Annotated in this window: 20 protein-coding genes and 1 pseudogene; 16 read left to right on the top strand and 5 right to left on the bottom strand. The window is 69.7% G+C overall.

Annotated features, from left to right (window positions below):
- The first annotated feature begins 72 nt into the window (after positions 1-72).
- Positions 73-933, top strand: a complete 861-nt coding sequence (locus IE066_RS02125; protein ID WP_189446677.1) for a PhzF family phenazine biosynthesis protein — start codon at positions 73-75, stop codon at positions 931-933.
- 17 nt (positions 934-950) lie between these two features.
- On the top strand, positions 951-1,826 hold the full coding sequence (locus IE066_RS02120; RefSeq protein WP_189446676.1) for a PhzF family phenazine biosynthesis protein: 876 nt from the start codon (positions 951-953) through the stop codon (positions 1,824-1,826).
- 15 nt (positions 1,827-1,841) lie between these two features.
- Here the strand turns inward: IE066_RS02120 and IE066_RS02115 are convergent, their stop codons facing one another.
- Entirely contained in the window at positions 1,842-2,273 is a 432-nt protein-coding gene (locus IE066_RS02115; protein WP_189446675.1) for an OsmC family protein, read from the bottom strand.
- Positions 2,274-2,564: 291 nt separating this feature from the next.
- Here IE066_RS02115 and fusA point away from each other — a divergent pair, with 291 nt between their 5' ends.
- Positions 2,565-4,604, top strand: coding sequence for an elongation factor G (fusA, locus tag IE066_RS02110; protein WP_189446674.1), 2,040 nt, complete (start codon positions 2,565-2,567; stop codon positions 4,602-4,604).
- Positions 4,605-4,674: 70 nt separating this feature from the next.
- On the opposite strand, the gene IE066_RS02105 is transcribed toward fusA, so the two are convergent.
- Together IE066_RS02105 and IE066_RS02100 are read right to left on the bottom strand one after the other, a co-directional pair.
- Positions 4,675-5,316: a glycine zipper 2TM domain-containing protein gene (locus tag IE066_RS02105; protein ID WP_189446673.1), complete on the bottom strand. Its 642-nt coding sequence runs from the start codon at positions 5,314-5,316 to the stop codon at positions 4,675-4,677.
- Between the two features lie 110 nt (positions 5,317-5,426).
- Positions 5,427-5,888, bottom strand: a complete 462-nt coding sequence (locus IE066_RS02100; protein WP_189446672.1) for a CHRD domain-containing protein — start codon at positions 5,886-5,888, stop codon at positions 5,427-5,429.
- Between the two features lie 103 nt (positions 5,889-5,991).
- Between IE066_RS02100 and IE066_RS02095 the strand changes: the two genes are divergently transcribed.
- The 4 genes from IE066_RS02095 to IE066_RS02080 are packed head-to-tail and all read left to right on the top strand — an operon-like array spanning position 5,992 to position 8,273.
- The gene (locus IE066_RS02095; RefSeq protein ID WP_189446671.1) at positions 5,992-6,534 is read left to right on the top strand and encodes a hypothetical protein; all 543 of its coding nucleotides are present in this window, start codon (positions 5,992-5,994) and stop codon (positions 6,532-6,534) included.
- 55 nt (positions 6,535-6,589) lie between these two features.
- Positions 6,590-7,153, top strand: a complete 564-nt coding sequence (locus IE066_RS02090) for a DUF1439 domain-containing protein (protein ID WP_189446670.1) — start codon at positions 6,590-6,592, stop codon at positions 7,151-7,153.
- A 10-nt stretch (positions 7,154-7,163) separates the two neighbouring features.
- Positions 7,164-7,820, top strand: a complete 657-nt coding sequence (locus IE066_RS02085; RefSeq protein ID WP_189446669.1) for a hypothetical protein — start codon at positions 7,164-7,166, stop codon at positions 7,818-7,820.
- A gap of 12 nt (positions 7,821-7,832) precedes the next feature.
- Positions 7,833-8,273, top strand: a complete 441-nt coding sequence (locus tag IE066_RS02080) for a putative toxin-antitoxin system toxin component, PIN family (RefSeq protein WP_189446668.1) — start codon at positions 7,833-7,835, stop codon at positions 8,271-8,273.
- Here the strand turns inward: IE066_RS02080 and IE066_RS02075 are convergent.
- Together IE066_RS02075 and IE066_RS02070 are read right to left on the bottom strand one after the other, a co-directional pair.
- A complete protein-coding gene (locus tag IE066_RS02075) occupies positions 8,255-10,528 on the bottom strand; it encodes a DUF5916 domain-containing protein (protein ID WP_229790626.1) in 2,274 nt (757 codons plus the stop codon). The genes IE066_RS02080 and IE066_RS02075 overlap by 19 nt on opposite strands.
- Positions 10,529-10,738: 210 nt before the next feature.
- Positions 10,739-11,203: pseudogene (locus IE066_RS02070) on the bottom strand (SET domain-containing protein); the annotation flags it as partial.
- Between the two features lie 164 nt (positions 11,204-11,367).
- Between IE066_RS02070 and IE066_RS02065 the strand changes: the two are divergent.
- The 9 genes from IE066_RS02065 to IE066_RS02025 all read left to right on the top strand — a co-directional run bounded on the left by IE066_RS02065 (position 11,368) and on the right by IE066_RS02025 (position 20,709).
- Positions 11,368-11,820 carry an SUF system Fe-S cluster assembly regulator gene (locus IE066_RS02065; protein WP_189446666.1) on the top strand — a complete coding sequence of 151 codons (453 nt, stop codon included), beginning with the start codon at positions 11,368-11,370 and terminating at the stop codon, positions 11,818-11,820.
- A 9-nt stretch (positions 11,821-11,829) separates the two neighbouring features.
- Positions 11,830-13,278: a Fe-S cluster assembly protein SufB gene (gene sufB / locus IE066_RS02060; RefSeq protein ID WP_189446665.1), complete on the top strand. Its 1,449-nt coding sequence runs from the start codon at positions 11,830-11,832 to the stop codon at positions 13,276-13,278.
- 102 nt (positions 13,279-13,380) lie between these two features.
- Complete coding sequence (gene sufC / locus IE066_RS02055) at positions 13,381-14,145, top strand: Fe-S cluster assembly ATPase SufC (RefSeq protein ID WP_189446664.1); 765 nt, start codon at positions 13,381-13,383, stop codon at positions 14,143-14,145.
- Position 14,146: 1 nt separating this feature from the next.
- Entirely contained in the window at positions 14,147-15,439 is a 1,293-nt protein-coding gene (gene sufD / locus IE066_RS02050) for a Fe-S cluster assembly protein SufD (protein WP_189446663.1), read from the top strand.
- Positions 15,436-16,674: a cysteine desulfurase gene (locus IE066_RS02045; RefSeq protein ID WP_189446662.1), complete on the top strand. Its 1,239-nt coding sequence runs from the start codon at positions 15,436-15,438 to the stop codon at positions 16,672-16,674. Before sufD ends, IE066_RS02045 begins: the two co-directional genes overlap by 4 nt.
- Positions 16,675-16,678: 4 nt before the next feature.
- Positions 16,679-17,227 (top strand): GNAT family N-acetyltransferase, encoded by a 549-nt coding sequence (locus IE066_RS02040; protein ID WP_189446661.1) that lies wholly within the window; start codon positions 16,679-16,681, stop codon positions 17,225-17,227.
- Complete coding sequence (locus IE066_RS02035; RefSeq protein WP_189446660.1) at positions 17,224-17,550, top strand: non-heme iron oxygenase ferredoxin subunit; 327 nt, start codon at positions 17,224-17,226, stop codon at positions 17,548-17,550. The genes IE066_RS02040 and IE066_RS02035 overlap by 4 nt, the downstream gene beginning before the upstream one ends.
- Before the next feature lie 148 nt (positions 17,551-17,698).
- The gene (locus tag IE066_RS02030) at positions 17,699-20,014 is read left to right on the top strand and encodes a catecholate siderophore receptor Fiu (RefSeq protein WP_189446659.1); all 2,316 of its coding nucleotides are present in this window, start codon (positions 17,699-17,701) and stop codon (positions 20,012-20,014) included.
- A gap of 2 nt (positions 20,015-20,016) precedes the next feature.
- Positions 20,017-20,709, top strand: a complete 693-nt coding sequence (locus IE066_RS02025) for a Fe2+-dependent dioxygenase (RefSeq protein WP_189446658.1) — start codon at positions 20,017-20,019, stop codon at positions 20,707-20,709.
- Positions 20,710-20,712: the final 3 nt, after the last annotated feature.

Genomic DNA, 20,712 nt, shown 5'->3' with positions numbered 1-20,712 from the left:
CGCGATTTTATGCGATGACGGACCGCCCGCGCCCGGCGACAATGCCGCCCCCTCACGCCGGTGGCCGATTCCATGACGCAGCGCCGCTTCCTCCAGCTCGACGTCTTCGCCGACCGCCCCGGCGCGGGCAATCCGCTCGCCGTGGTGGTCGACGCCGACGGCCTCGACACGACCGCGATGCAGGCCTTCGCCAACTGGACCAATCTGTCCGAGACGATCTTCCTGTTGCCGCCCGGCGACGGCGCCGACTACCGAGTGCGCATCTTCACGCCCCGGCAGGAGCTGCCGTTCGCGGGCCACCCGAGCGTGGGCGCGGCCTGGGCCGCGATCGAGTCGGGCCGGGTGGACGCCGGCCGCACGTCGATCGTGCAGGACTGCGCCGCGGGCCAGCTTCCCGTCGAGGTCGGCGCGGACCGCGCGATCCGCCTGCGCGCGCCAAGCGCGCAGCGCATCGAGCCGCCCGCGGGCTGGCAGGCGCGCCTCGACGCCGCTCTGCCCGGCGTCGCGCGCGGCCACATCACACCCGCGCTCTGGGACAACGGCCCGCGCTGGTGGCTGGCCGAGCTGGCCGACGAGACCACCGTGCGCGGCCTCCAGCCCGATTCCGCCGCGATCACCGCGCTCACCGGCGACGCCGCCGTCGGCCTCGCCGTGTTCGCGCGGGCCGATGCCGGCACGGGCTACGACATCGTCGTGCGCGCCTTCTGCCCCGCCGACGGCATCCCCGAGGACCCGGTGACCGGCAGCGCCAATGCCGCGATCGGCGCCGCGCTGGCCGAGGCCGCCCGCCTTCCGGGCAACGGGCGCTACGTCGCCAGCCAGGGCCGCGAGGTCGGGCGCGACGGCCGCGTCGAGGTGCAGGTCGGCACCGACCGCGAGGTCTGGATCGGCGGCCGCGTGCAGGCCGTGGTCCGCGGCACCGTCACGTGGTGAGCGCTATGCCTATCCCAATGACTCGACGTTACATACAGCTCGACGTGTTCGCCGACCGCCCGGGCGCCGGCAATCCGCTGGCGGTGGTGCTCGATGCCGAAGGGCTCGACGATGGCGTGATGCAGGCGATCGCGCGCTGGACACGCCTGCCGGAGACCACCTTCGTGTTCCCGCCGACTGCGCCCGGCGCGAGCTACCGCGTGCGCATGTTCAGCCCGCGCCGCGAGGTGCCCTTCGCCGGTCATCCGAGCGTGGGCACGGCGCATGTCGTTCTCGAAGCCGGCCTGGCCGCGCCGCACGACGGGCTGCTGATGCAGGAAGGCGCCGCCGGCGTGCTGCCCTTGCGCATCGATGGCGAAGGTGCGTCGCGCACGATCGCGGTGCGCACGCCGCGCGCCTCGCTGGTCGAGCGTGTCGCGCCGGACGACGCGCGCATCGCGCGTGCGATCGCCGGCATGCCGCTCGGTGCGCTGCCGCCCGCGTTGATGGACGGTGGGCGCCGCTGGTGGCTCGTGGAAGTGGAGAGCGAGGCCGCATTGCGCGCGCTGGACCCCGCCTGGGGCGCGATCTCGCAGCTCGCGACGCGTACCGAGAGCATGGGCGTCTGCGCATTCGCGCGTGCGGACGCGGGCAACGGGTACCACCTCGTCGTGCGCGCCTTCGTCGGCGCGCCCGCGCAGTTCGAGGATGCCGCCTCCGGCGCCGCGAACGCCACGCTCGCCGCCTGGCTGGCGCAGAACGATCGCCTGCCCGGCCAGGGCGGCCGCTACGTGGTCAGCCAGGGCCGCGAAGTCGGCTTCGACGCACGCCTGCAACTGCACGTGGACGAGGCCGGCGACGTCTGGTCCGGCGGCCAGGTGCGCACGGTGGTGAGCGGGTCGATCGACTGGTGAGGGCGATGTCGCCGCTCAGGCGTCGCGCACGTCGAGCGAGATCGGCACCGAGGCGAGCAGCTTCGAGATCGGGCAGTTCGCCTTCGCAGTCTCCGCGTGCCGACGGAATTCGTCGGCCGACACGCCGGGTGCCTCGCCGCGCACGCTGAGCTTTACGCCGGTGACGTGCGGGCCACCGTCCATGGACAGCTCGACGTCCGCACGCGATTCGACGAACGACGGCGGATGGCCGGCTTCGCTCAGCTGCGCCGACAGCGCCATCGCGAAGCAGCCGGCATGCGCGGCGGCGATGAGCTCCTCGGGATTGGTGCCGTTCTCGTCGCCGAAGCGTGTGTTGAAGCCGTAGCGCGTACCGGCCAGGACGCCACTGCGCGGCGTCTCCAGCCGGCCGGCGCCGGCTTTCAGGTCGCCCTCCCAACGGGCCGTCGCATATCGGGTAATGGCCATCGCGGGTCTCCTGCACGGGAAGAGCCGAGGCTACGACCGCACCGGTAAGCCCCTGTGATCGGCGTCCCGCTGCTTGTGCAGCGCAACGCGACGGCCGCAGTCGCCCGCGCTATGGTGCGGTCAGCCCCGCCATGACGGCCCGCCTCGCGCAATGCGAAGGCGCGCTGCGCGGACAGCCATGACGGCGCATCGCCCGGACCGCACGCGGCCCGCGATGCGGCCGGACACGACGCCGACAACGACGCCCCCGCCCGACGGCTGCTCCCCTTCCCCCACAAGGAGCTCCCGGACATGGCCTACACCACCGAACAGATCAGAAACGTGGCCCTCGCGGGCCACCCCGGCGCCGGCAAGACCACGCTCTTCGAAGCCCTGCTGCATGCCGGCGGCGCGATTTCCGCGGCAGGCAGCATCGAGCGCGGCAGCACGGTGTCGGACTTCGACCCGATCGAGAAGCAGCGCGGCCACTCGGTCGACGTCGGCATCGCCAGCACCGACCACGCCGGCATCCACGTCAATCTCATCGACACGCCGGGCTATCCCGACTTCCGCGGCCCTGCGCTGTCGGCACTCGCGGCGGTGGAGACCGCCGCGATCGTGGTGGCATGTGATGCGGGCGTCGGATACGGCGCCCGCCGCATGATGGAGTACGCGAAAAACCGAGGCCTGTGCCGCGCGATCGTCGTCAACAAGATCGACCACGGCAATTGCCGCCAGTTGCTCGACGACCTGCGCGAGAGCTTCGGCCCCGAATGCCTGCCGCTGAACCTGCCCGCGAACGGCGGCAGCGCGGTGGTCGACTGCTTCGGCAGGGGTACCGGCGACAGCGACTTCGGCCCGGTCGCCGACTGGCACCAGAAGATCATCGACCAGGTGGTCGAGATCAACGAGACGGTGATGGAACGCTTCCTCGACGTCGGCGAGGACGGCCTGTCCGGCGACGAGCTGCACGACGCCTTCGAACAGTGCCTGCGCGAGGGCCACCTGGTGCCGGTGCTGTTCTGCTCGGCGCGCAGCGGCGTGGGCGTGCGCGAATTACTCGATGTGGCCGAGCGTCTGTTCCCGCATCCGGGCGAGGCCAATCCGCCGTCGTTCGTGAAAGGCACGGGCGAGGACGCGCAGCCGATCGACGCGAGGCCCGACCCGTCCGCGCACGTCATCGCCGACGTCTTCAAGATCGTCAATGATCCCTTCGTCGGCAAGCTCGGCGTGTTCCGCGTCTACCAGGGCACCGTACGCAAGGACACGCAGCTGTTCGTCGACGACGGCAAGAAGCCGTTCCGCGTCGGCCACCTGTTCAAGCTGCGCGGGAAGGAGCACATCGAGGTCGACCAGGCGATTCCCGGCGACATCGCGGCGGTCGCGAAGGTCGAGGAACTGCATTTCGACGCCGTGCTGCACGACAGCCACGACGAGGACCACATCCACCTCGCGCCACTCGCGTTCCCCAAGCCGATGTTCGGGCTTGCCGTGGAAGCGGCCAGCAAGGGCCAGGAGCAGAAGCTCGCCACCGCGCTGCATCGCCTGGCCGAGGAAGACCCGTGCTTCCTCGTCGAGCACAGCGTCGAGACCAACGAGACCATCGTGCGCGGGCTGTCCGACCTGCACCTGCGCATCAACCTGGACCGGCTGAAGGAGCGTTACGGCGTCGAGGTGAAATCGCATCCCCCGCGCATTCCCTATCGCGAGACCGTGTCCACGCGCGCCGAGGGCCACCATCGCCACAAGAAGCAGACCGGTGGCGCCGGCCAGTTCGGCGAGGTCTTCCTGCGCATCGAGCCGCTGGACCGCGGCCGCGGCTTCGAGTTCGCCGACGAGGTCAAGGGCGGCACGATCCCCGGCCAGTTCATTCCCGCGGTCGAGAAAGGCGTGCGGCAGGCACTCGCCGCCGGCGCGCTCGCCGGCTATCCGCTGCAGGACGTGCGCGTGGTCGTCTACGACGGCAAGCACCATCCCGTGGACAGCAAGGAGGTCGCGTTCGTCACCGCGGGCAAGCGCGCCTTCGTCGACGCGGTGCTGAAGGCGCGACCACAGGTGCTTGAGCCGATCGTCGACCTTGAGGTGACCGCGCCCGAGGCGAACATGGGCGACGTCAGCGGCAACCTGGCCGGCAAGCGCGCGCGCATCCTCGGCACGGATTCCTCGCGCGGCGAGGTGATCGTCAAGGCGCAGGTGCCGCTGTCGGAACTCGAGGGCTTCGCCGCGGAGCTGAAATCCATCACCGCAGGTCGCGGGCGCTATTCGATGGACTTCAGCCACTACGAGCCCGTGCCCTCGAACGTGCAGCAGAAGCTCGCCGAAAGCTACCGACCGAAGGTCGAAGAGGACTGAGCGACCGCGGCGTGACGACGAAAAAGGGCCGGCGATCGCCGGCCCTTCGTCGTTCGGCGCTTCGTCGCGGTTACTCGGGGCGCACGTCCACGCGCACGCGGATGCGGTTGCCCGGGTCGTAGCTGGTGCGCGTCGTGTACTGGCGACCGCCGTACTCGTAGACCACGTCGTAGCTCGTCGCGCCACGGCCGTAGGCACCCGGCTGCACGGGATCGCAGACCACCACGCGTCCGACGCGCTGATCGCGATGCGCGTTGTCGTAGATCTGCTTGCCGACCTGGCTGCCGACCATGGTGCCGATCGCCGATGTGGCGTAACGCGCACTGCCGCCGCCGACCTGGCTGCCGACCACGGCGCCGACGATGCCGCCGATGATCGTGGCCGCCGTGCTGCCGCCCTGGGTGGGAGCGCGGGATACGTTGCCGTAACCGTCGTAGCGGCGATCGTCGCGGGAGGGGTCGTAGGCGTCGTTATAACGATCGTCGCGATAGCCGCCGGCATATGTGCGGCTTTCGGTGCAGCGCTCGGCACCGGTGCTCGCGGCATAGCCGCGCGGATCGTAGACCGGGGTGACACGCAGCACACGCGCATAGTCGTAATCGCCCGGCGCGGCGTAGCCGTCCGCCGGATACGTGGAGTACTGCTGCGCCGACGCGGCGCCGGCGAACGCGGTCATCGAAAGGGCCACTACCGCGGCGGTGAGGTGCTTCATGCGGATGCTCCGTGCGCCGGGATGGCGCGCAGTCGCATCGTCAGGGCGACGCTCTTACCGCTTCCTGAACTTCGTAAAGAGGGCGTGAAACACTCAGCCGGCGTTTACCGTCACGGCCCGTTGCCCGCCGTGTCGAGCGTGCGTGCCTGCGGTGTGAGCTGCGCGCGCAGCACGCCGTCGGGATGCTCGCTGGTGCGAAGCACGATGTAGGCCGCGCCATTGCGCACCTGCTGCGCGACGATCGGCGTGAGGTCGGCCGTGCCGCCGATGATGCGTGCCTCGCTGCCGTCGGCCACGACATCCAGGCGTGCGACCTGCTCGGTGTTATCGCCGGCATCGCCCGTGTGCAGCGTCGCGGACGTCGCGCGCTCGGTCAGGCCCGAGACCACAAGGTCGATGCGCACGTCGCCGTCCTCGTCGACCACCGCGCGTGCTTCGCCTACCGGTGGCCGCGCATCGGCCTCCGGCCCACGCAGGGGCAGGAAGCGCCCCTGCAGGTGTACGTTCTGCGCGAGGGCCAGCGTCGGCAGCAGCAGCACCAGCGGCATCAGGCGGGCGAAGGACGGGCGCATGGCGTATCTCCGTGTGCGATGGCCACGGGATACGTCCGCCGTCGCCGCCGGTGCGTGAAAGCGGCCGTGGCGATGGCATGCTTCGACGACCTGGAGGACGATCATGAAACGCTGGCTGGCTTTGGGTGTTGTGGTACTGCTGGGCGGCTGGCTGGTGCACAGCTGCCGTGAGACCGACGATGAGCTGCCGGCGACGAGGGCCGCGTCAGTCGACCCGTTGCAGGCAACGCCGGGCGACCGCGCGCTGCCGCGGATTTCGTCGGCATCCTCTGCATCCATCGAGTCGACACAGGCGCTCGCCGAGGCCGCAGACCTCGTACAGAAGTATCTGCAGGCTGCCGGCGCGGCGCGCTGGGACGAGGCGAATGCGCTCTGGCGCGATGGCCGCGCACCCGACGACCGGGTCGAGGGTGGCCTGCGCGCGCTGCTGCCCGCCGCCGCCTTCCGCATCGGCAGCGACGCGCCCGAGCCGCTGGGCGAGGCCGTGCCGCCGGAGCGCGTGCGCGTGCCAGTACAGCTGCGGCTGACCGGCACCGACGGACACTTCTATCGTTACACCGGCCATTACACGGTGCGCCGCGACCCGGTCACCCGTGCGTGGTCGATCGTCGAGGCATCGGTAAGCGCCGCGCTCGATGGGCGGTGACCCCGCATTCACCGCGCGTGGCTAAGGTCGGCGCACAACGCCGAGGAATCACCGCATGCGCCGCGCCCTGCCCGCCTTCGTCTTCGCCGCTTCCGCCGCGCTGTTCCTGACCACCGCGTGCTCGACCGTCGGCCTGCTGCTCGGCTCGGACACCGTGAGCTTCTCCCAGCAGGAGATCCAGCAGCGCCTGGTCAAGCGCTTCCCGCGCGACTACCAGCGCCTCGGCGGGCTGGTCACGCTGACCCTGATGAACCCGCGGCTGTCGATCCCGCCGGGCGAGCGCCGTCTGCAGGTCGAATTCGACATGGCGGTCGGCGCGCTCGGCCACACGGCGCGGACGCCGGAAGGCTCGTTCACGCTGACCAGCGCGCTGCGCTACGATCCCGCCACGCGCGGGCTGCATCTGTTCGAGCCGCGCGTCGAGAACGTACAGCTCGCGACGCTCGGCGGCCGGATGAACGACACGCTGCGCGGCGCCGTCAATGAATGGTTGTCGGACTGGTCCCAGAAGGAACCGATCTACGAGTTCGACGACACGCTGATCGGCCGCCTGGGAGCGCGCCGCGTCGAGGGGACGAAGATCCAGGATGGTCAGGTGGTGGTCCAGCTGGGCGACTGAGGGTCGCCCCATGCGTGCCGGTGCGTCTATCGCACTGGCCTTGGTCCTTGCGGGCTGCAATCGCGAGCGCGCCGCCGCGGCGGATGCCGTGCCGCCCGCGGTGTCGGACGGCACGCCGTCGTCGTCGCTGCCGACGCCCGAGGCGGCGCCCGGCGCGAGCGTCACCGGCATGCCCACGCAGCCGCCGCCACCGCCGACGGAACCCGCGATCGCGGCGGAGGAGACGGCGCCGGTCGACGGCAGCGGGAATGGTGCGGACGCGGATGTTGCATCGGCTGTCCCCGATGCCGATGCGAGCGGCCTGCCCGCGCCTGTCGATACGATGGCGCCGGCGCCTGCCGCAGCCGTGGACGTCGCCGGCGCCAGCGGCCTCGTTTCGCAGTACATGTCGGCCCTCGGCGCGGGTGCCCTGCTGCGGGCGCAGGGCCTGTGGGCCACGACGCCGAACGATTCGATGGTGGTGGAACTCGCGCGCAGCGAAGGCGCGAGCGTCGGCGTGGGCATGGCCAGCGCGGACGCCACCGGCCGCGTGAGCGTACCCGTCGAGATTCGCGCGCACGGTGCCGACGGCAGCGAGCGCCACGTGCTGGCGAGCTATGCACTGCAGCGTTCGCAAATGGGCGCGTGGCGCATCCTCTCAGCCACCGTGCGCGACGCCGGCCCCTGATCGATGGCGTGCGTGGTACCGACGTTCGTGCTCGACACGAATGGCTGGCTCGACCTGCTGGTGTTCCGTGACCGGTCACTGGACGGGTTCGAGACCGCGGCACGGGTCGGGGCCCTGCGCATCGCCATCGACGAACGCGCGCTCGAGGAACTCGCGCGCGTGCTGCGCTACGAGCCGTTGCGGCTGTCGGAGGCCGACGCGTTGGCCTGCCATGCCGCCGCGTCGGCGCTGGCAGCGCACCTGGCAATCGACACCCGGCCACAGTTGCCGCGATGCCGCGACCCGGACGACCAGATGTTCCTGGAGATCGCGGTCACCGCCGGCGCTGACGCCATCATCAGCCGCGACGCCGAGTTGCTGCGGTTGCACCGTCGCATGCAACGCGAGCATGGCGTGGCGATCGTCACGCCTGCCGGCTGGCGCGACGTCGCCACTCAGATGTCGAAGCGGTAGGCCAGCTTGACCAGCAGCTGCTCGCTGTCACGCAGCGAGAAGGAATCGCTCAGCCAGTCGACCGCATCGATGCCGTCGGCGACCGGCTCCATCGCCATGCTGCCACCGCGCACGTAGGCCACGTAGAGGTTCGACAGCGGCGCGAGTTCGTAGCGATAGCGCACCTGGAAACCCATGTTGCCGAGGCCGAAATCCTCGTGGCGACGCCCGACGGGCAGCGGGGTTCCATCGGCGGCAAGCGCGTACGACTGCTTGGCGCGCGCCTCCAGGCCGATGGCTTCCAGCCGCACGCGCAGTTCCTGCCGGCTGTCGATCAGCCAGGTCGCGGCTGCCGCGAGGAACACCTGGTCGGTGCGGTAGGTCGCGAGCGACGGACCTTCGCCCGGTGCCGCGCGCCACAGCAGCAGCGACGGGTCGTGCTTGAGCTGGAGGGCCAGCCCGACGTTCGCGCGGTCGTTGATGAAGTAGGTCGGCTCGACGTCTACGGTGAACGAGCCGTGGTCCCAGCCGCCGAGGCCTTCGGCCGCGTAGCGCGCGTTCCAGTACAGCCCCCACGGGCCGCGGCGCGGGACATTCCGCTCGTAGAACAGGAACGCCTTCGACGGCATGCGCACCACGCCGTTCCCGCGCGTCACCAGGTCGTCGTGGCCCGAGGAATAGCCGGCCACCTCGAAGAACTCCGATCCGCCGTCGCGCATCTCGCTGGTGCGGTTGAACGCCCACGCGTCGGCGATCTTGATGCCGTGGTCGTTGGCGCGACGCGAGGCGGCGACGCGCCACTGGTGGCTCGCATACGCCGATTCCTTCGGAAGATCGGTGAAGCGGCGCGAGATCTCGTAGCGCGCGTAATTGAAGTTGTTGCGCTCGAGATAGCCGAAATCGTTGAGCTGCAGCGCGTCGCCCAGGTGCAGCAGGTAGAGCTGCTGGCGCCAGCCGTCGCCGAAGGAATGGTCGATGCGCGTCTGCGCGCCGGTGTCGCGCACGGTGCCCGCCCCCTGCTCGATCGTCGAGCCGACCGCGGTGGTGCGCACGGTCAGCGCCTCGGACGGCGTCCAGCGATGGTCGAACTCGGCCACCGTGGCGACGCGGTCGAAGTACGGCCGCTCGACCCGCGTGAGCATTGCGCCGAACCCCTGCGTGTCGAGGTCGCGCGTGCCGCGCAGCGCGTAGAAGTCCCGACCGACCTCGTCGGCTTCGGTCGCCGCGAACACGCCGTAGTTGAAACCGGCCGCGCTGCCGTTGACCTTCACCGCCGCGGTTACGTCGCCCGCGCCCTGCCCGTCGTCGCGCGGGCCGCCGACGCGGCGTGTGTAGATCAGGCGGTTGGCATTGCCGAGCGAGCCGAACGGTACGTCGAAGAAGCTCTGGTTCTCGGTAAAGAAAGGGCGCTTGTCGCTGAAGAAGGTTTCGATCGCGCTGAAGTTGACCACCAGCTGGTCGCTCTCGACCTGGCCGAAATCGGGATTGATGGTCGCCGACAGCTGGAACTGGCCGTTGGGCTTCCAGAACAGGTCCGCACCCGCATCGAAGTCCGAGCGATGAGCGACGTTGTCGAACACGCCGACGACATACGGCGTCACCGCCAGCAGCGCCTGGCTGTACTTCGGCACTTCGACCTTTTCCAGAACCGACAGGAATCGCGGCTCGGCGAAGCTCACCGCGGGCCAGGTGACCCGCTCGCCGGTGGATCCGATCACGCGATCCAGCGCGATGCCGAGCGTGCGCGTGTCGCCGACGGAGTCCTGCATCGGGGCGATGTGCCAGGGAATCAGCATCTCCGCCGACCAGCCCTGCTCGTCCTCGCTGACCGCGTGGCGCCAGTCGCCGTCCCAGTCGTTGCTGAACTGGTTCTCGTTGGCGATCACGCCGTCGACGATGCTGTCCGACAGCAGGATGGTGAAGTTGTAGCCCGCACGGCCGTCGCCATCGAAGTCGACGTACAGGTTGACGCGGTCCATGGGCCCGCCCTGGTCGCGCTGCGCGCTCTCGCGGCGGCGCGGCACGCCCGGCGGCTGCAGGTTGCGGAAGGCGATCGCGAGGCCTTCGGGCGTCGCCTTCAGCCAGGCCTCGGTGGGCAGCGGCGCCGGCGCGCGCGACAGCGGCTGAGTCAGGCGGAAATCGGTGACGTGGCGGGCATCGGCCCATTCGGCCGTATCGATGCGACCGTCGATGTCGACCGTCGTGGCGGCCGACGCGATGCCCGGGAGCGCGGCGAGCAATGCGAGCGCGAGCGCGGCGCGGGGCATGGCGGGCATGGGGCGGCTCCGATTGGCACGAAGGTGCCGGGGTGGCCGCAGCGTAGTCGGCCGCGCGTGGGCGGCCGACTGTCGTAAGTCACGGCCGCGTTGCGCCGCGGCCGCTTCGGATCACGCGCGCTTGCGGGCCGCGCTACGGCCGTTCTTCTTGGTCGCCGTCTTCGAGCGTCCGGTGGAGGCCGCCTTCGCCTTCGGCTTGGGCACCGGCTTGCGCTTGGGCTGCAGCATCGTGCCTGTGCAGTTCTTCTTGCCGCACAGGCAGGCCCATACCTTCTTCAGGCGCGCGGTATGCGGCTCGCCGAGGGTGATGCCGTAGTTGTAGGTCAGCTCCTCGCCGGCCTTGATCGCCTTCTTGGCCTCGATGAACACGCGGTCCCTGGTGCGGTCGTCGCCCTCGGCCTCCTCGATGATCGACTCGCAGTTCGGCGAGCAGCTGTGGTTGATCCACTTGGCCACGTTGCCGCGGCGCGCGCCGTCGATGACGTACTCGTCGTTGAGCGTGAACAGGAAGGTGTGGCCCGACTCCGCCGAGCCCTCGTCGCCGGCGTCGACATCCTCGTGGGTCCGGCGCTGGCCGCGGTACTCGATGATCCGCTCGCCCTTGGCGATCGGCGCGGTGGCGAACACGCCGGTGCCGTGGATGCTGGAACGACGAGCGACGATCTTGCTGGGCATGCGGTACACCGGCTGGAGGGGAACCGCATTCTGCCGCGCTGCCGCTCCGGGGTCATCCACGCGACTGCAGCTGAACCGACCCTGCGCTCGCGGCATGGCGATGGCCGGCCGCAAATCGTACAATATCGGTCCCGATTCAACCGTCCGGACGAGGTCTCGGCCCCATGCTGCGGGTCACCAAGCTCACCGATTACGCGACCGTCGTGCTCACGGTCCTCGCCGCGTCCGCGGGCGAAGTGCTGAGCGCGACCGAGATCGCCGAGCGCGCGGGGCTCGAAGCCACCACCGTCAGCAAGGTGCTCAAGCCGCTCGCACAGGCCGCGCTGGTCGAGGGCTTCCGCGGCGCGCACGGCGGCTACCGCCTGGCGCGCCCCGCCCGCGACATCCGCCTGATCGAGGTGATCGAGGCGATGGAAGGCCCGCTGTCGGTCACCGAATGCAGTGTCCACGACGGCCAGTGCGGGCTCGAATCGTCCTGTGGGCTGCGCCGCAACTGGCGACGCATCAACGACGTGATCGCGCAGTCGCTGCGCGGCATTTCGCTGCAGGACATGCTCGAGCCCGAACCCGATCCACGCGCGTCGCGCCGCATCGACATGCGGCTGGCGAACGCCTGAGGCAATGCCATGAACGAACACATCGCCAACGCCGAGATCCACCAGCAGCTCGGCCGCCGCTACGAAGCCGGCTTCGTTACCGACATCGAGTCGGAGACGTTCCCGGCCGGCCTGAGCGAGGACATCGTCCGCGCCATCTCGGCCAAGAAGGGCGAGCCGGAATGGATGACCGACTGGCGCCTCGCCGCCTATCGCCACTGGCTGACGATGACGCCGCCGCACTGGGCGAAGCTCGACCTGCAGCCGATCGACTTCCAGTCCCTGAGCTACTACTCCGCGCCGAAGGGCCCGAAGTACAAGTCGCTCGACGAGGTGCCGAAGGAACTGCTCGACACCTACGACAAGCTCGGCGTGCCGCTGCACGAACGCGCCAAGCTCGCGGGCGTCGCGGTGGACGCCGTGTTCGACTCGGTCTCCGTCGGCACCACGTTCCGCAAGGAACTCGCCGAGAAGGGCGTGATCTTCATGTCCATCTCCGAGGCGGTCCACGAGTACCCGGAGCTGGTGCGCCGGTACCTCGGCAGCGTGGTGCCCGTAGGCGACAACTTCTTCGCGGCGCTGAACTCGGCCGTGTTCTCCGACGGCAGCTTCGTCTTCATCCCCAAGGGCGTGCGCTGCCCGATGGAGCTGTCGACCTACTTCCGCATCAACGCCAGCGAGACCGGCCAGTTCGAGCGCACGCTGATCGTCTGCGAGGACGGTGCGTACGTGTCGTACCTCGAAGGCTGCACCGCGCCGATGCGCGACGAGAACCAGCTGCATGCGGCGGTCGTCGAGCTGGTCGCGCTGGAAGGCGCCGAGATCAAGTACAGCACCGTGCAGAACTGGTACCCGGGTGACGAGAACGGCGTCGGCGGGATCTACAACTTCGTGACCAAGCGCGGCGAATGCCGCGGTGCGAAGTCGAAGATCAGCTGGACGCAGGTGGAGACCGGTTCGGCGATCACGTGGAAGTACCCGAGCTGCGTGCTGATCGGCGACGACTCGGTCGGCGAGTTCTACTCGGTCGCGCTCACGCACCATCGCCAGCAGGCCGACACCGGCACCAAGATGATCCACGTCGGCAAGCGCACGAAGAGCAAGATCGTGAGCAAGGGCATCAGCGCCGGCCGCGGACAGAACACCTACCGCGGCCTCGTGCGCGTGGAGCGCACCGCCGAGGACGCGCGGAACTACACCCAGTGCGATTCGCTGCTGATCGGCAAGAAGTGCGGTGCGCACACCTTTCCGTACATCGAGGTTCGCCACCCGGGCGCGAAAGTCGAGCATGAGGCGACCACTTCGAAGATCAGCGAGGACCAGATGTTCTATTGCCGGTCCCGCGGCATCGCCGAGGAGGACGCGGTCTCGATGATCGTCGACGGCTTCTGCAAGAGCGTCTTCAAGGAACTGCCTATGGAGTTCGCGGTGGAAGCCAAGAAGCTGCTGGAAGTCTCGCTCGAAGGCTCCGTGGGCTGACGCCAGCGCCACTCTCATTTTCCGGACGGGATGTCCGGTACCGCGCCGAGGCGCGGACGTCGCGCCACGGACCGGCCATCGGATCATCCGGATAAAACAACGATGCTGAAGATCGAAAACCTCCATGTCCGCGTCGCCGGCAAGGACATCCTCAAGGGCCTCACACTCACCGTCGAGGCCGGCCGCGTGCACGCGATCATGGGACCGAACGGCGCCGGCAAGTCCACGCTGGGCAACGTCCTTGCGGGACGCGAAGGCTACGAGGTGGTCGAGGGCTCCGTGGAGTTCGAAGGCCGCGACCTGCTCGCGCTTGAGCCGGAGGAGCGCGCGGCCACCGGCGTCTTCCTCGCCTTCCAGTACCCGGTCGAGATCCCGGGCGTGAACAACACCTACTTCCTGCGCGCCGCGCTCAACGCCCAGCGCAAGGCGCGCGGCGAGGAGGAACTCGATTCGATGCAGTTCCTCAAGAAGGTGCGCGAAAAACTCGCCGTGCTGCATCTGAAGGACGAGCTGCTGCACCGTGGCGTCAACGAGGGCTTTTCGGGCGGTGAGAAGAAGCGCAACGAGATCTTCCAGTTGGCGCTGCTCGAGCCCAAGCTCGCGATCCTCGACGAGACCGATTCCGGCCTCGACATCGACGCACTCAAGGCGGTCGCCGACGGCGTGAACGCGCTGCGCTCGCCCGAGCGCGCCTTCCTGGTGATCACCCACTACCAGCGCCTGCTCGACTACATCCGCCCGGACGTGGTGCATGTGCTGGCCGACGGCCGCATCGTGCAGACCGGCGGCCCGGAGCTCGCGCTGGAGCTCGAGCAGCACGGCTATGCCTGGGTGAAGGATCGCGTCTCGCCCGAGGCGTCCGTCTGACATGAGCCCGCTGCTCGATTCGCTCGCCGCCGCCTTCGATACGCTGCCACTGCGCGAGGCCGGCGGCCTCGGCGCGTCGCGTCGCGAGGCGCTCGACGCGCTTCGTCGCGACGGCCTGCCCGGCCCGCGCGTCGAGGCCTGGAAGTACACCAGCCTGCGTCCGCTGGAGCGCCGCAGCTACGGGGCGGCATCGTTGGCCGACACGCTCGAACCGTCGTGGGTCGAGGACATTCCCGCGCCGCGCATCGTTTTCGTCAACGGCCGCCATGCCGCGGCGCTGAGCGAGCTCTCGGGGCTCGCTGACGGCATCACGGTCGAGCCCTTGTCGGCCGTGCTGGAGCGTGGCGACGAGCGCGAGTGCAATATCCTCGCGCGTCGTTTCGACCGCGCCGACGAGCCGTTCGCGCGCCTCAATGCCGCGCTCGCAATCGACGGCGCCGTGGTGCGCGGCGATGCCGGCGCGATCGCCCCGCAGCCGCTGCACATCGTTTCCATCGGCACGGCCGCGGCCGGCGACGTCGCCTATCACTTGCGCCATCTGGTCGACCTGCGCGAGGGCACGCAGCTGCGCATCGTCGAGCATTCGATTGCCGCGACGCCGCACGCCAACCTCGCCACCGCGATCGCGCATGTGCACCTGAAGTCCGGCGCGAGCCTCGCGCATGCGCGCCTGCAGGACGAGTCCGCCAACGCGCATCTGTTCGCCCGCACCGACGCGGTGCTCGCGCGTGAGGCCAGCTATCGCCGCCTCGACCTCGAGCTCGGCGCCGCGCTGTCGCGGCACGAGCTCAACGTCGCGCTGCAGGGCCAGGGCGCGGCGGTCGATGCAAATGGCGTCCTGCTGGCCTCGGGCCGTCGCCATCTCGACACCCGCCTCGGGCTCGACCATGTCGGGCGCGACACGCGATGCAACCTCGTCTGGCGTGGCCTGGCGACCGACCGCGCGCGCGCGGCCTTCCATGGCGGCATCCTGATCCGCGAAGGCGCCGACGGCACGGCTGCCGCGCTGTCGAACAAGAACCTGCTGCTGTCGGAAGGTGCCGAGATCGATTCGCAGCCGGTGCTGGTGATCCATGCCGACGAGGTGCAGGCCGCGCACGGTGCCACGGTGGGCCAGCTGGACCCGACCTCGCTGTTCTACCTGCGCTCGCGCGGCATTCCGTCGGCCGAGGCGCGCGCGTTGCTTACCGCGGCGTTCTGCCACGAGACGCTCGCCGTGGTCGGCGACGCCGCCATCCGCGGCGTGCTGGCCGCGCGCCTGGACGCCGCACTGGCACGCATGGAGGCCGCATGAGTGCCGTCGATGGGCTGACGCCGGTGGACTGGGCGCGTGTGCGCGGCGATTTCCCGCTGCTCGCGCGCCAGGTGCACGGCAAGCCGCTGGTCTACCTCGATTCGGCGAACACCTCGCAGAAGCCCGCGCAGGTGATCGAAGCCGTCGACGACTTCTATCGCCGCCACAACGCCAACGTCAGCCGAGCGGTGCACGCGCTCGGCTCGGAGGCGACGGAGGCCTACGAAGGCGCGCGCCGCAAGCTCGCCGCCTTCCTCAACGTGCGTGCCGACGAACTGGTGCTGTGCAGCGGCACCACCTTCGCGATCAACCTCGTCGCCTACAGCTGGGCGCTGCCGCAGCTGAAGGCCGGCGACGCGATCCTGCTCACGCGCATGGAGCACCACGCCAACATCGTGCCCTGGCAGATCGTCGCCCAGCGTACGGGCGCGGTGATCAAGGTCGCGGAGATCGACGAGCGCGGCGACCTCGACCTCGACGCGATGTACGCGCAGATGACGCCCGAGGTGAAGCTCGTCGCGCTCAGCCACGTGTCGAACGTGCTCGGCACGGTGAACCCGGTGCGCGAGATCTGTCGCGAGGCGCGCCGTCGCGGCATCGTCAGCGTGGTCGACGGCTCGCAGGCCGCGCCGCATCGCGCGCTCGACGTGGCCGCCATCGGCTGCGACTTCTACGCGATCACCGGCCACAAGATGGTCGGCCCGACGGGCACCGGCGCGCTCTGGGCGCGCCGCGAGCACCTCGCGGCGATGCCGCCCTTCCTCGGCGGCGGCGAGATGATCCGCGAGGTGCGCTTCGAGGGCACGGTGTACAACGATCCGCCGCACCGCTTCGAGGCCGGTACGCCGAACATCGCCGGCTTCGTCGGCCTCGGCGCCGCCGTCGATTACCTGAGCGGCATCGGCATGGCGCGCATCGAGGCCCGCGAGAAGGAACTGCTCGCACATGCCACCGAAGCGCTGTCGGCCGTCGACGGGCTACGCATCTTCGGCGAGGCACGCGAGAAGGCCGCGGTGATCAGTTTCCTGATCGAGGGTGCGCATGCGCACGACCTCGCCACGCTGCTCGACCTCGAGGGCGTCGCGGTGCGTTCGGGCCATCACTGCGCGCATCCGCTGATGCATCATTTCGGCGTTCCCGCCACCTGCCGCGCCTCGTTCGCGTTCTACAACACGCACGAGGAAATCGACGCCTTCGTCGCCGCGATCCAGAAAGTCCGCCGCCTGCTCGCCTGATCCGATGACCGAACTCCGCTTCCGCAATGCCACCCTTCGCGACGTCGACGCCATCGTCGAGCTCGTCCACTCGGCCTATCGCGGGGATGCCAGCCGCGCAGGCTGGACCACGGAAGCGGACCTGCTGGACGGCCAGCGCACCGATGGCGACGACGTGCGCAGCTGCATCGAGCGGCCCGGCAGCCTGATCCTGCTGGCGATCGACGGCACGACCCGCGAGCCTGTCGCCTGCGCGCACCTCGCGCAGCAGGACGGCAGCGGCTATTTCGGCATGTTCTCGGTCCGGCCGACCCTGCAGAACGCAGGCGTCGGCAAGCAGTTGCTGGCGCGCGCGGAGCGCCTGGCGTTCAACCACTGGCGCCTGCCGGCACTGCGCATGACGGTGATCGACGTGCGCGACGAGCTCATCGCGTTCTACGAGCGCCGCGGCTACCGCCGCACCGGCATACTCAAGCCGTTCCCGTACGGCGACGAGCGCTTCGGCTTGCCGCGCCGCGACGACCTGCGCTTCGAGGTGCTGGAGAAGGCCGCACCGCTAGGCACGCACGCATGAGCCTCGACGGCTGGGTTCGCGTGGCCGCGACGTCCGAGCTGCTGCCCGGTGAAACCCGCGTCGCCTGGGACGGCGACACGCCGATCCTCGTCGTCAACTTCGACGGCCGTTTCTACGCGCTCGAGGACCGCTGCACGCACGAGGACTACGAGCTGTCGGCAGGCCCGTTCGACCCGGCCGACGGCACGATCGAGTGCATGCTGCACGGCGCCCGCTTCGACGTCCGCGACGGGCGCCCGCAGTGCGGGCCGGCCTACGTGCCGGTGCGGACGTTCTCGGTACGCGTCGAGGACGGCGCCGTCTGGACCCGCGACGACCGGTGATTCCTGCGATCTGAACGACCTCGCGGCACTACCGCCGGTCGCCGGGCTTCGATCCGCAATTGCGAATCATTCTTAATTGCGTTTCAATAGGCGTACCGCCGGTCACGTTCGTGCCTCGGCCGCCCTCTTCAATGCCTTTCAGGACGCCATGTCTCACATCAGGAGTCGCAAGCACGCCGCCCCCCATTCCGACGCGAACCGCCGCCCGCTGGGCGCGTCGCTGATCGCGGGGCTCGCGCTCGGTGCCACCTTCACCGCCGCCGCCGCGCCGGCGGGGCCCGCACCGGACGACAAGGAAACCCTCGACCACGTGAAGGTCTACGGCGCGCGCGTCAAGCGCTACGCCGGCGAGTCCAGCTCGGCGAAGTTCACCCAGAACCTGGTCAACACGACGCAGACGATCAACGTCATCGGCAATGACCTGTTCAACGAGCAGGGCGCGACCTCGCTGACCGAGGCGCTGCGCAACAGCCCGGGCGTCGGCACCTTCTACGCCGGCGAGAACGGCAACACGGCGACCGGCGACGCGATCTACCTGCGCGGCTTCGACACCTCCAGCAACATCTTCGTCGACGGCGTGCGCGACCTGGGCGCGGTCAGCCGTGACATCTTCAACATCGACCAGGTCGAGGTGACGAAGGGCCCGGCGGGCACCGACACCGGCCGCAGCGCGCCCACCGGCGCGATCAACCTGGTCACCAAGCGCGCGCACCTGCGCGACGCCAACAGCGCTTCGCTGTCGGTCGGCAGCGCCGACCAGAGGCGCGCCGTGGCCGACTTCAACCGCCAGTTGGGCGAAGGCACCGCGCTGCGCGTGAACCTGATGGCGCAGGACAGTGGCGTACCCGGTCGAGACAACGTCGAGAACGACCGCTGGGGCGTCGCCGCCTCGCTCGGCTTCGGGCTCGACAGCGCCACGCGCACGCACGTCGACGTGCTGCACGTCGAACAGGACAACGTTCCCGACGGCTGGGTGCCGACGGTCGGCCTGCCCGGCTACTCGTCGCCCGACCCGACGCGCCCGTGGATCTCCGGCGCGGCACCGGTGAACCCGGAGAGCTTCTACGGCACGACGTCCGACTACGACGACGTCGGCGCGGACATGGTCACGCTGCGCATCGAGCACATGACCGATTCCGGCGCGCAGTTGCGCAACATCACTCGATGGGGCCGCACGTCGCAGGACTACATGTTGACGGCCTTCATCAACTCGGGCGCGAACTTCGCCACCCCCGACCCGTCGAACCCGGCGACCTGGACGATCGCGCGCAGCACGCCGACGTTCAAGGACCAGGTCAACACGATCCTGACCAACCAGACCAGCCTCGTGGCGCATTTCGGCGAGGGCGCGGTGCGCCACGACCTCAGCACCGGCATCGAGTTCGTTCGCGAGAAGCTCTTCACCACCGGCATCGCCGTGCAGGGCGGCACGAAGTGGCCGGCCGCAAACCTCTACGATCCGGACCCGAACGTGAGCGGCCTGCGCTGGGGCCCGAACGGCGCCGACGGCCGCGGCAAGGTCGATACCGCCGCGCTGTACGCCTTCGACACCATGAGCCTCGGTGACCGCTGGCAGATCAACGCCGGCCTGCGTGTGGACCGCTACGAGAGCGAATACCGCAACGCCCGCGCCTGTGTCGCCACCGGCACCAACGGCCCGGCCTGCAACGGCGCGGCGGTGGGCACGGTGCTGCCCTTCGTCGACGGGAAGGCCTCGGACACGCTGCTGAACTGGAAGCTCGGCGCGCTGTACAAGCCGACGGAGAACTCCAGCGTCTACGCCAACTACGCGGTATCGCAGCAGCCGCCGGGCGGCGCGTCGCTGGAGCTGAGCAACAGCGCGAACAGTGCCAACAACCCCATCTACGAGCCGCAGAAGGCGCGCACCGCCGAACTCGGCATGAAGTGGAGCACGTCGGGTGACGCGCTGCTGCTGACGGCCGCGCTGTACGACACGCGGATCGAGAACGAGCTCGTCCAGGAGAACGGCGTCTACTTCCAGACCGGCGAGAAGCGCGTGCGCGGCATCGAGCTGAGCGCGGTCGGGCAGATCACCAGTAACTGGTGGGTGTCGACGGGCTTCACCACGATGGACACGGAAGTCGTCGCCGGCACCAACGTCACCGCCGACGGCTCGCGCGAACTGGCCTACACGCCGGACCGCGCCTTCACCGCCTGGACCACCTACCGCTTCGACAACGGCCTGACGCTGGGCGGCGGCGCGCGCTATTCGGGCGAGATGAAGCGCGGTACCGACGGCGCGATCGGCACGCCGGCCTACACCGAGGACTACTGGGTGTTCGACGCGGTCGCGAGCTACGCCTTCAACGATGCCTTCGACGTGCGGCTGAACCTCTACAACCTGGCCGACGAGAACTACGTGGCGGCGATCAACAAGAGCGGTTACCGCTACACGCCCGGCCAGCCGCGTTCCGCGCTGCTGACCTTCAACGTGAAGTTCTGACCATGTTGCTGCACGTTCCCGGCCTTCTCGACGGCGCGCGCCTGGCGGAGATCCGCCGCGCGCTCGCGGAGGCCGACTGGACCGACGGCCGGGCGACCGTCGGCGCGCAGGGCGCGCAGGTCAAGCGCAACGAACAACTTCCGGATGGATCGCCGCTGCGCCGGCAGCTCGCGGCGATGGTGGTCGAGGCGGTCTCGCGCGATCCGCTGTTCCATGCCGCCGCGCTGCCCGCGCGTATCTTCCCGCCGCGCTTCAACCGCTACCGCGGCGGTGGCGAGTACGGCTTCCACGTCGACGGCGCAGTCATGGCGGCCGACACCGCGCCGGGTATGCCGCCGCAGCAGATCCGCAGCGACGTCTCCTGCACGCTGTTCCTCAACGAGCCCGAGGACTACGACGGAGGCGAGCTGATCGTCAGCGATACCTACGGCGAGCACGAGGTGAAGCTGCCCGCGGGGGACGCGATCGTGTATCCGTCGAGCAGCCTGCACCGCGTCGCACCGGTCACGCGCGGCGAGCGCCTCGCCTCGTTCTTCTGGGTGCAGAGCCTGGTGCGCGACGATGGCCAGCGCCGCACGCTGTTCGAGCTCGATGCGTCGATCCAGGCGCTGACGGCCTCCGGCGCGGAGCGCGAGCCGGTCTTGCGCCTGACCGGCGTCTACCACAACCTGCTGCGCCGCTGGGCCGAGACCTGACCG

The organism is Cognatilysobacter xinjiangensis (assembly GCF_014651995.1).
GTDB lineage: Bacteria > Pseudomonadota > Gammaproteobacteria > Xanthomonadales > Xanthomonadaceae > Cognatilysobacter > Cognatilysobacter xinjiangensis.
Note: the sequence above shows the minus strand (reverse complement) of the source record. Positions and strands in the feature narration are given on the sequence as shown.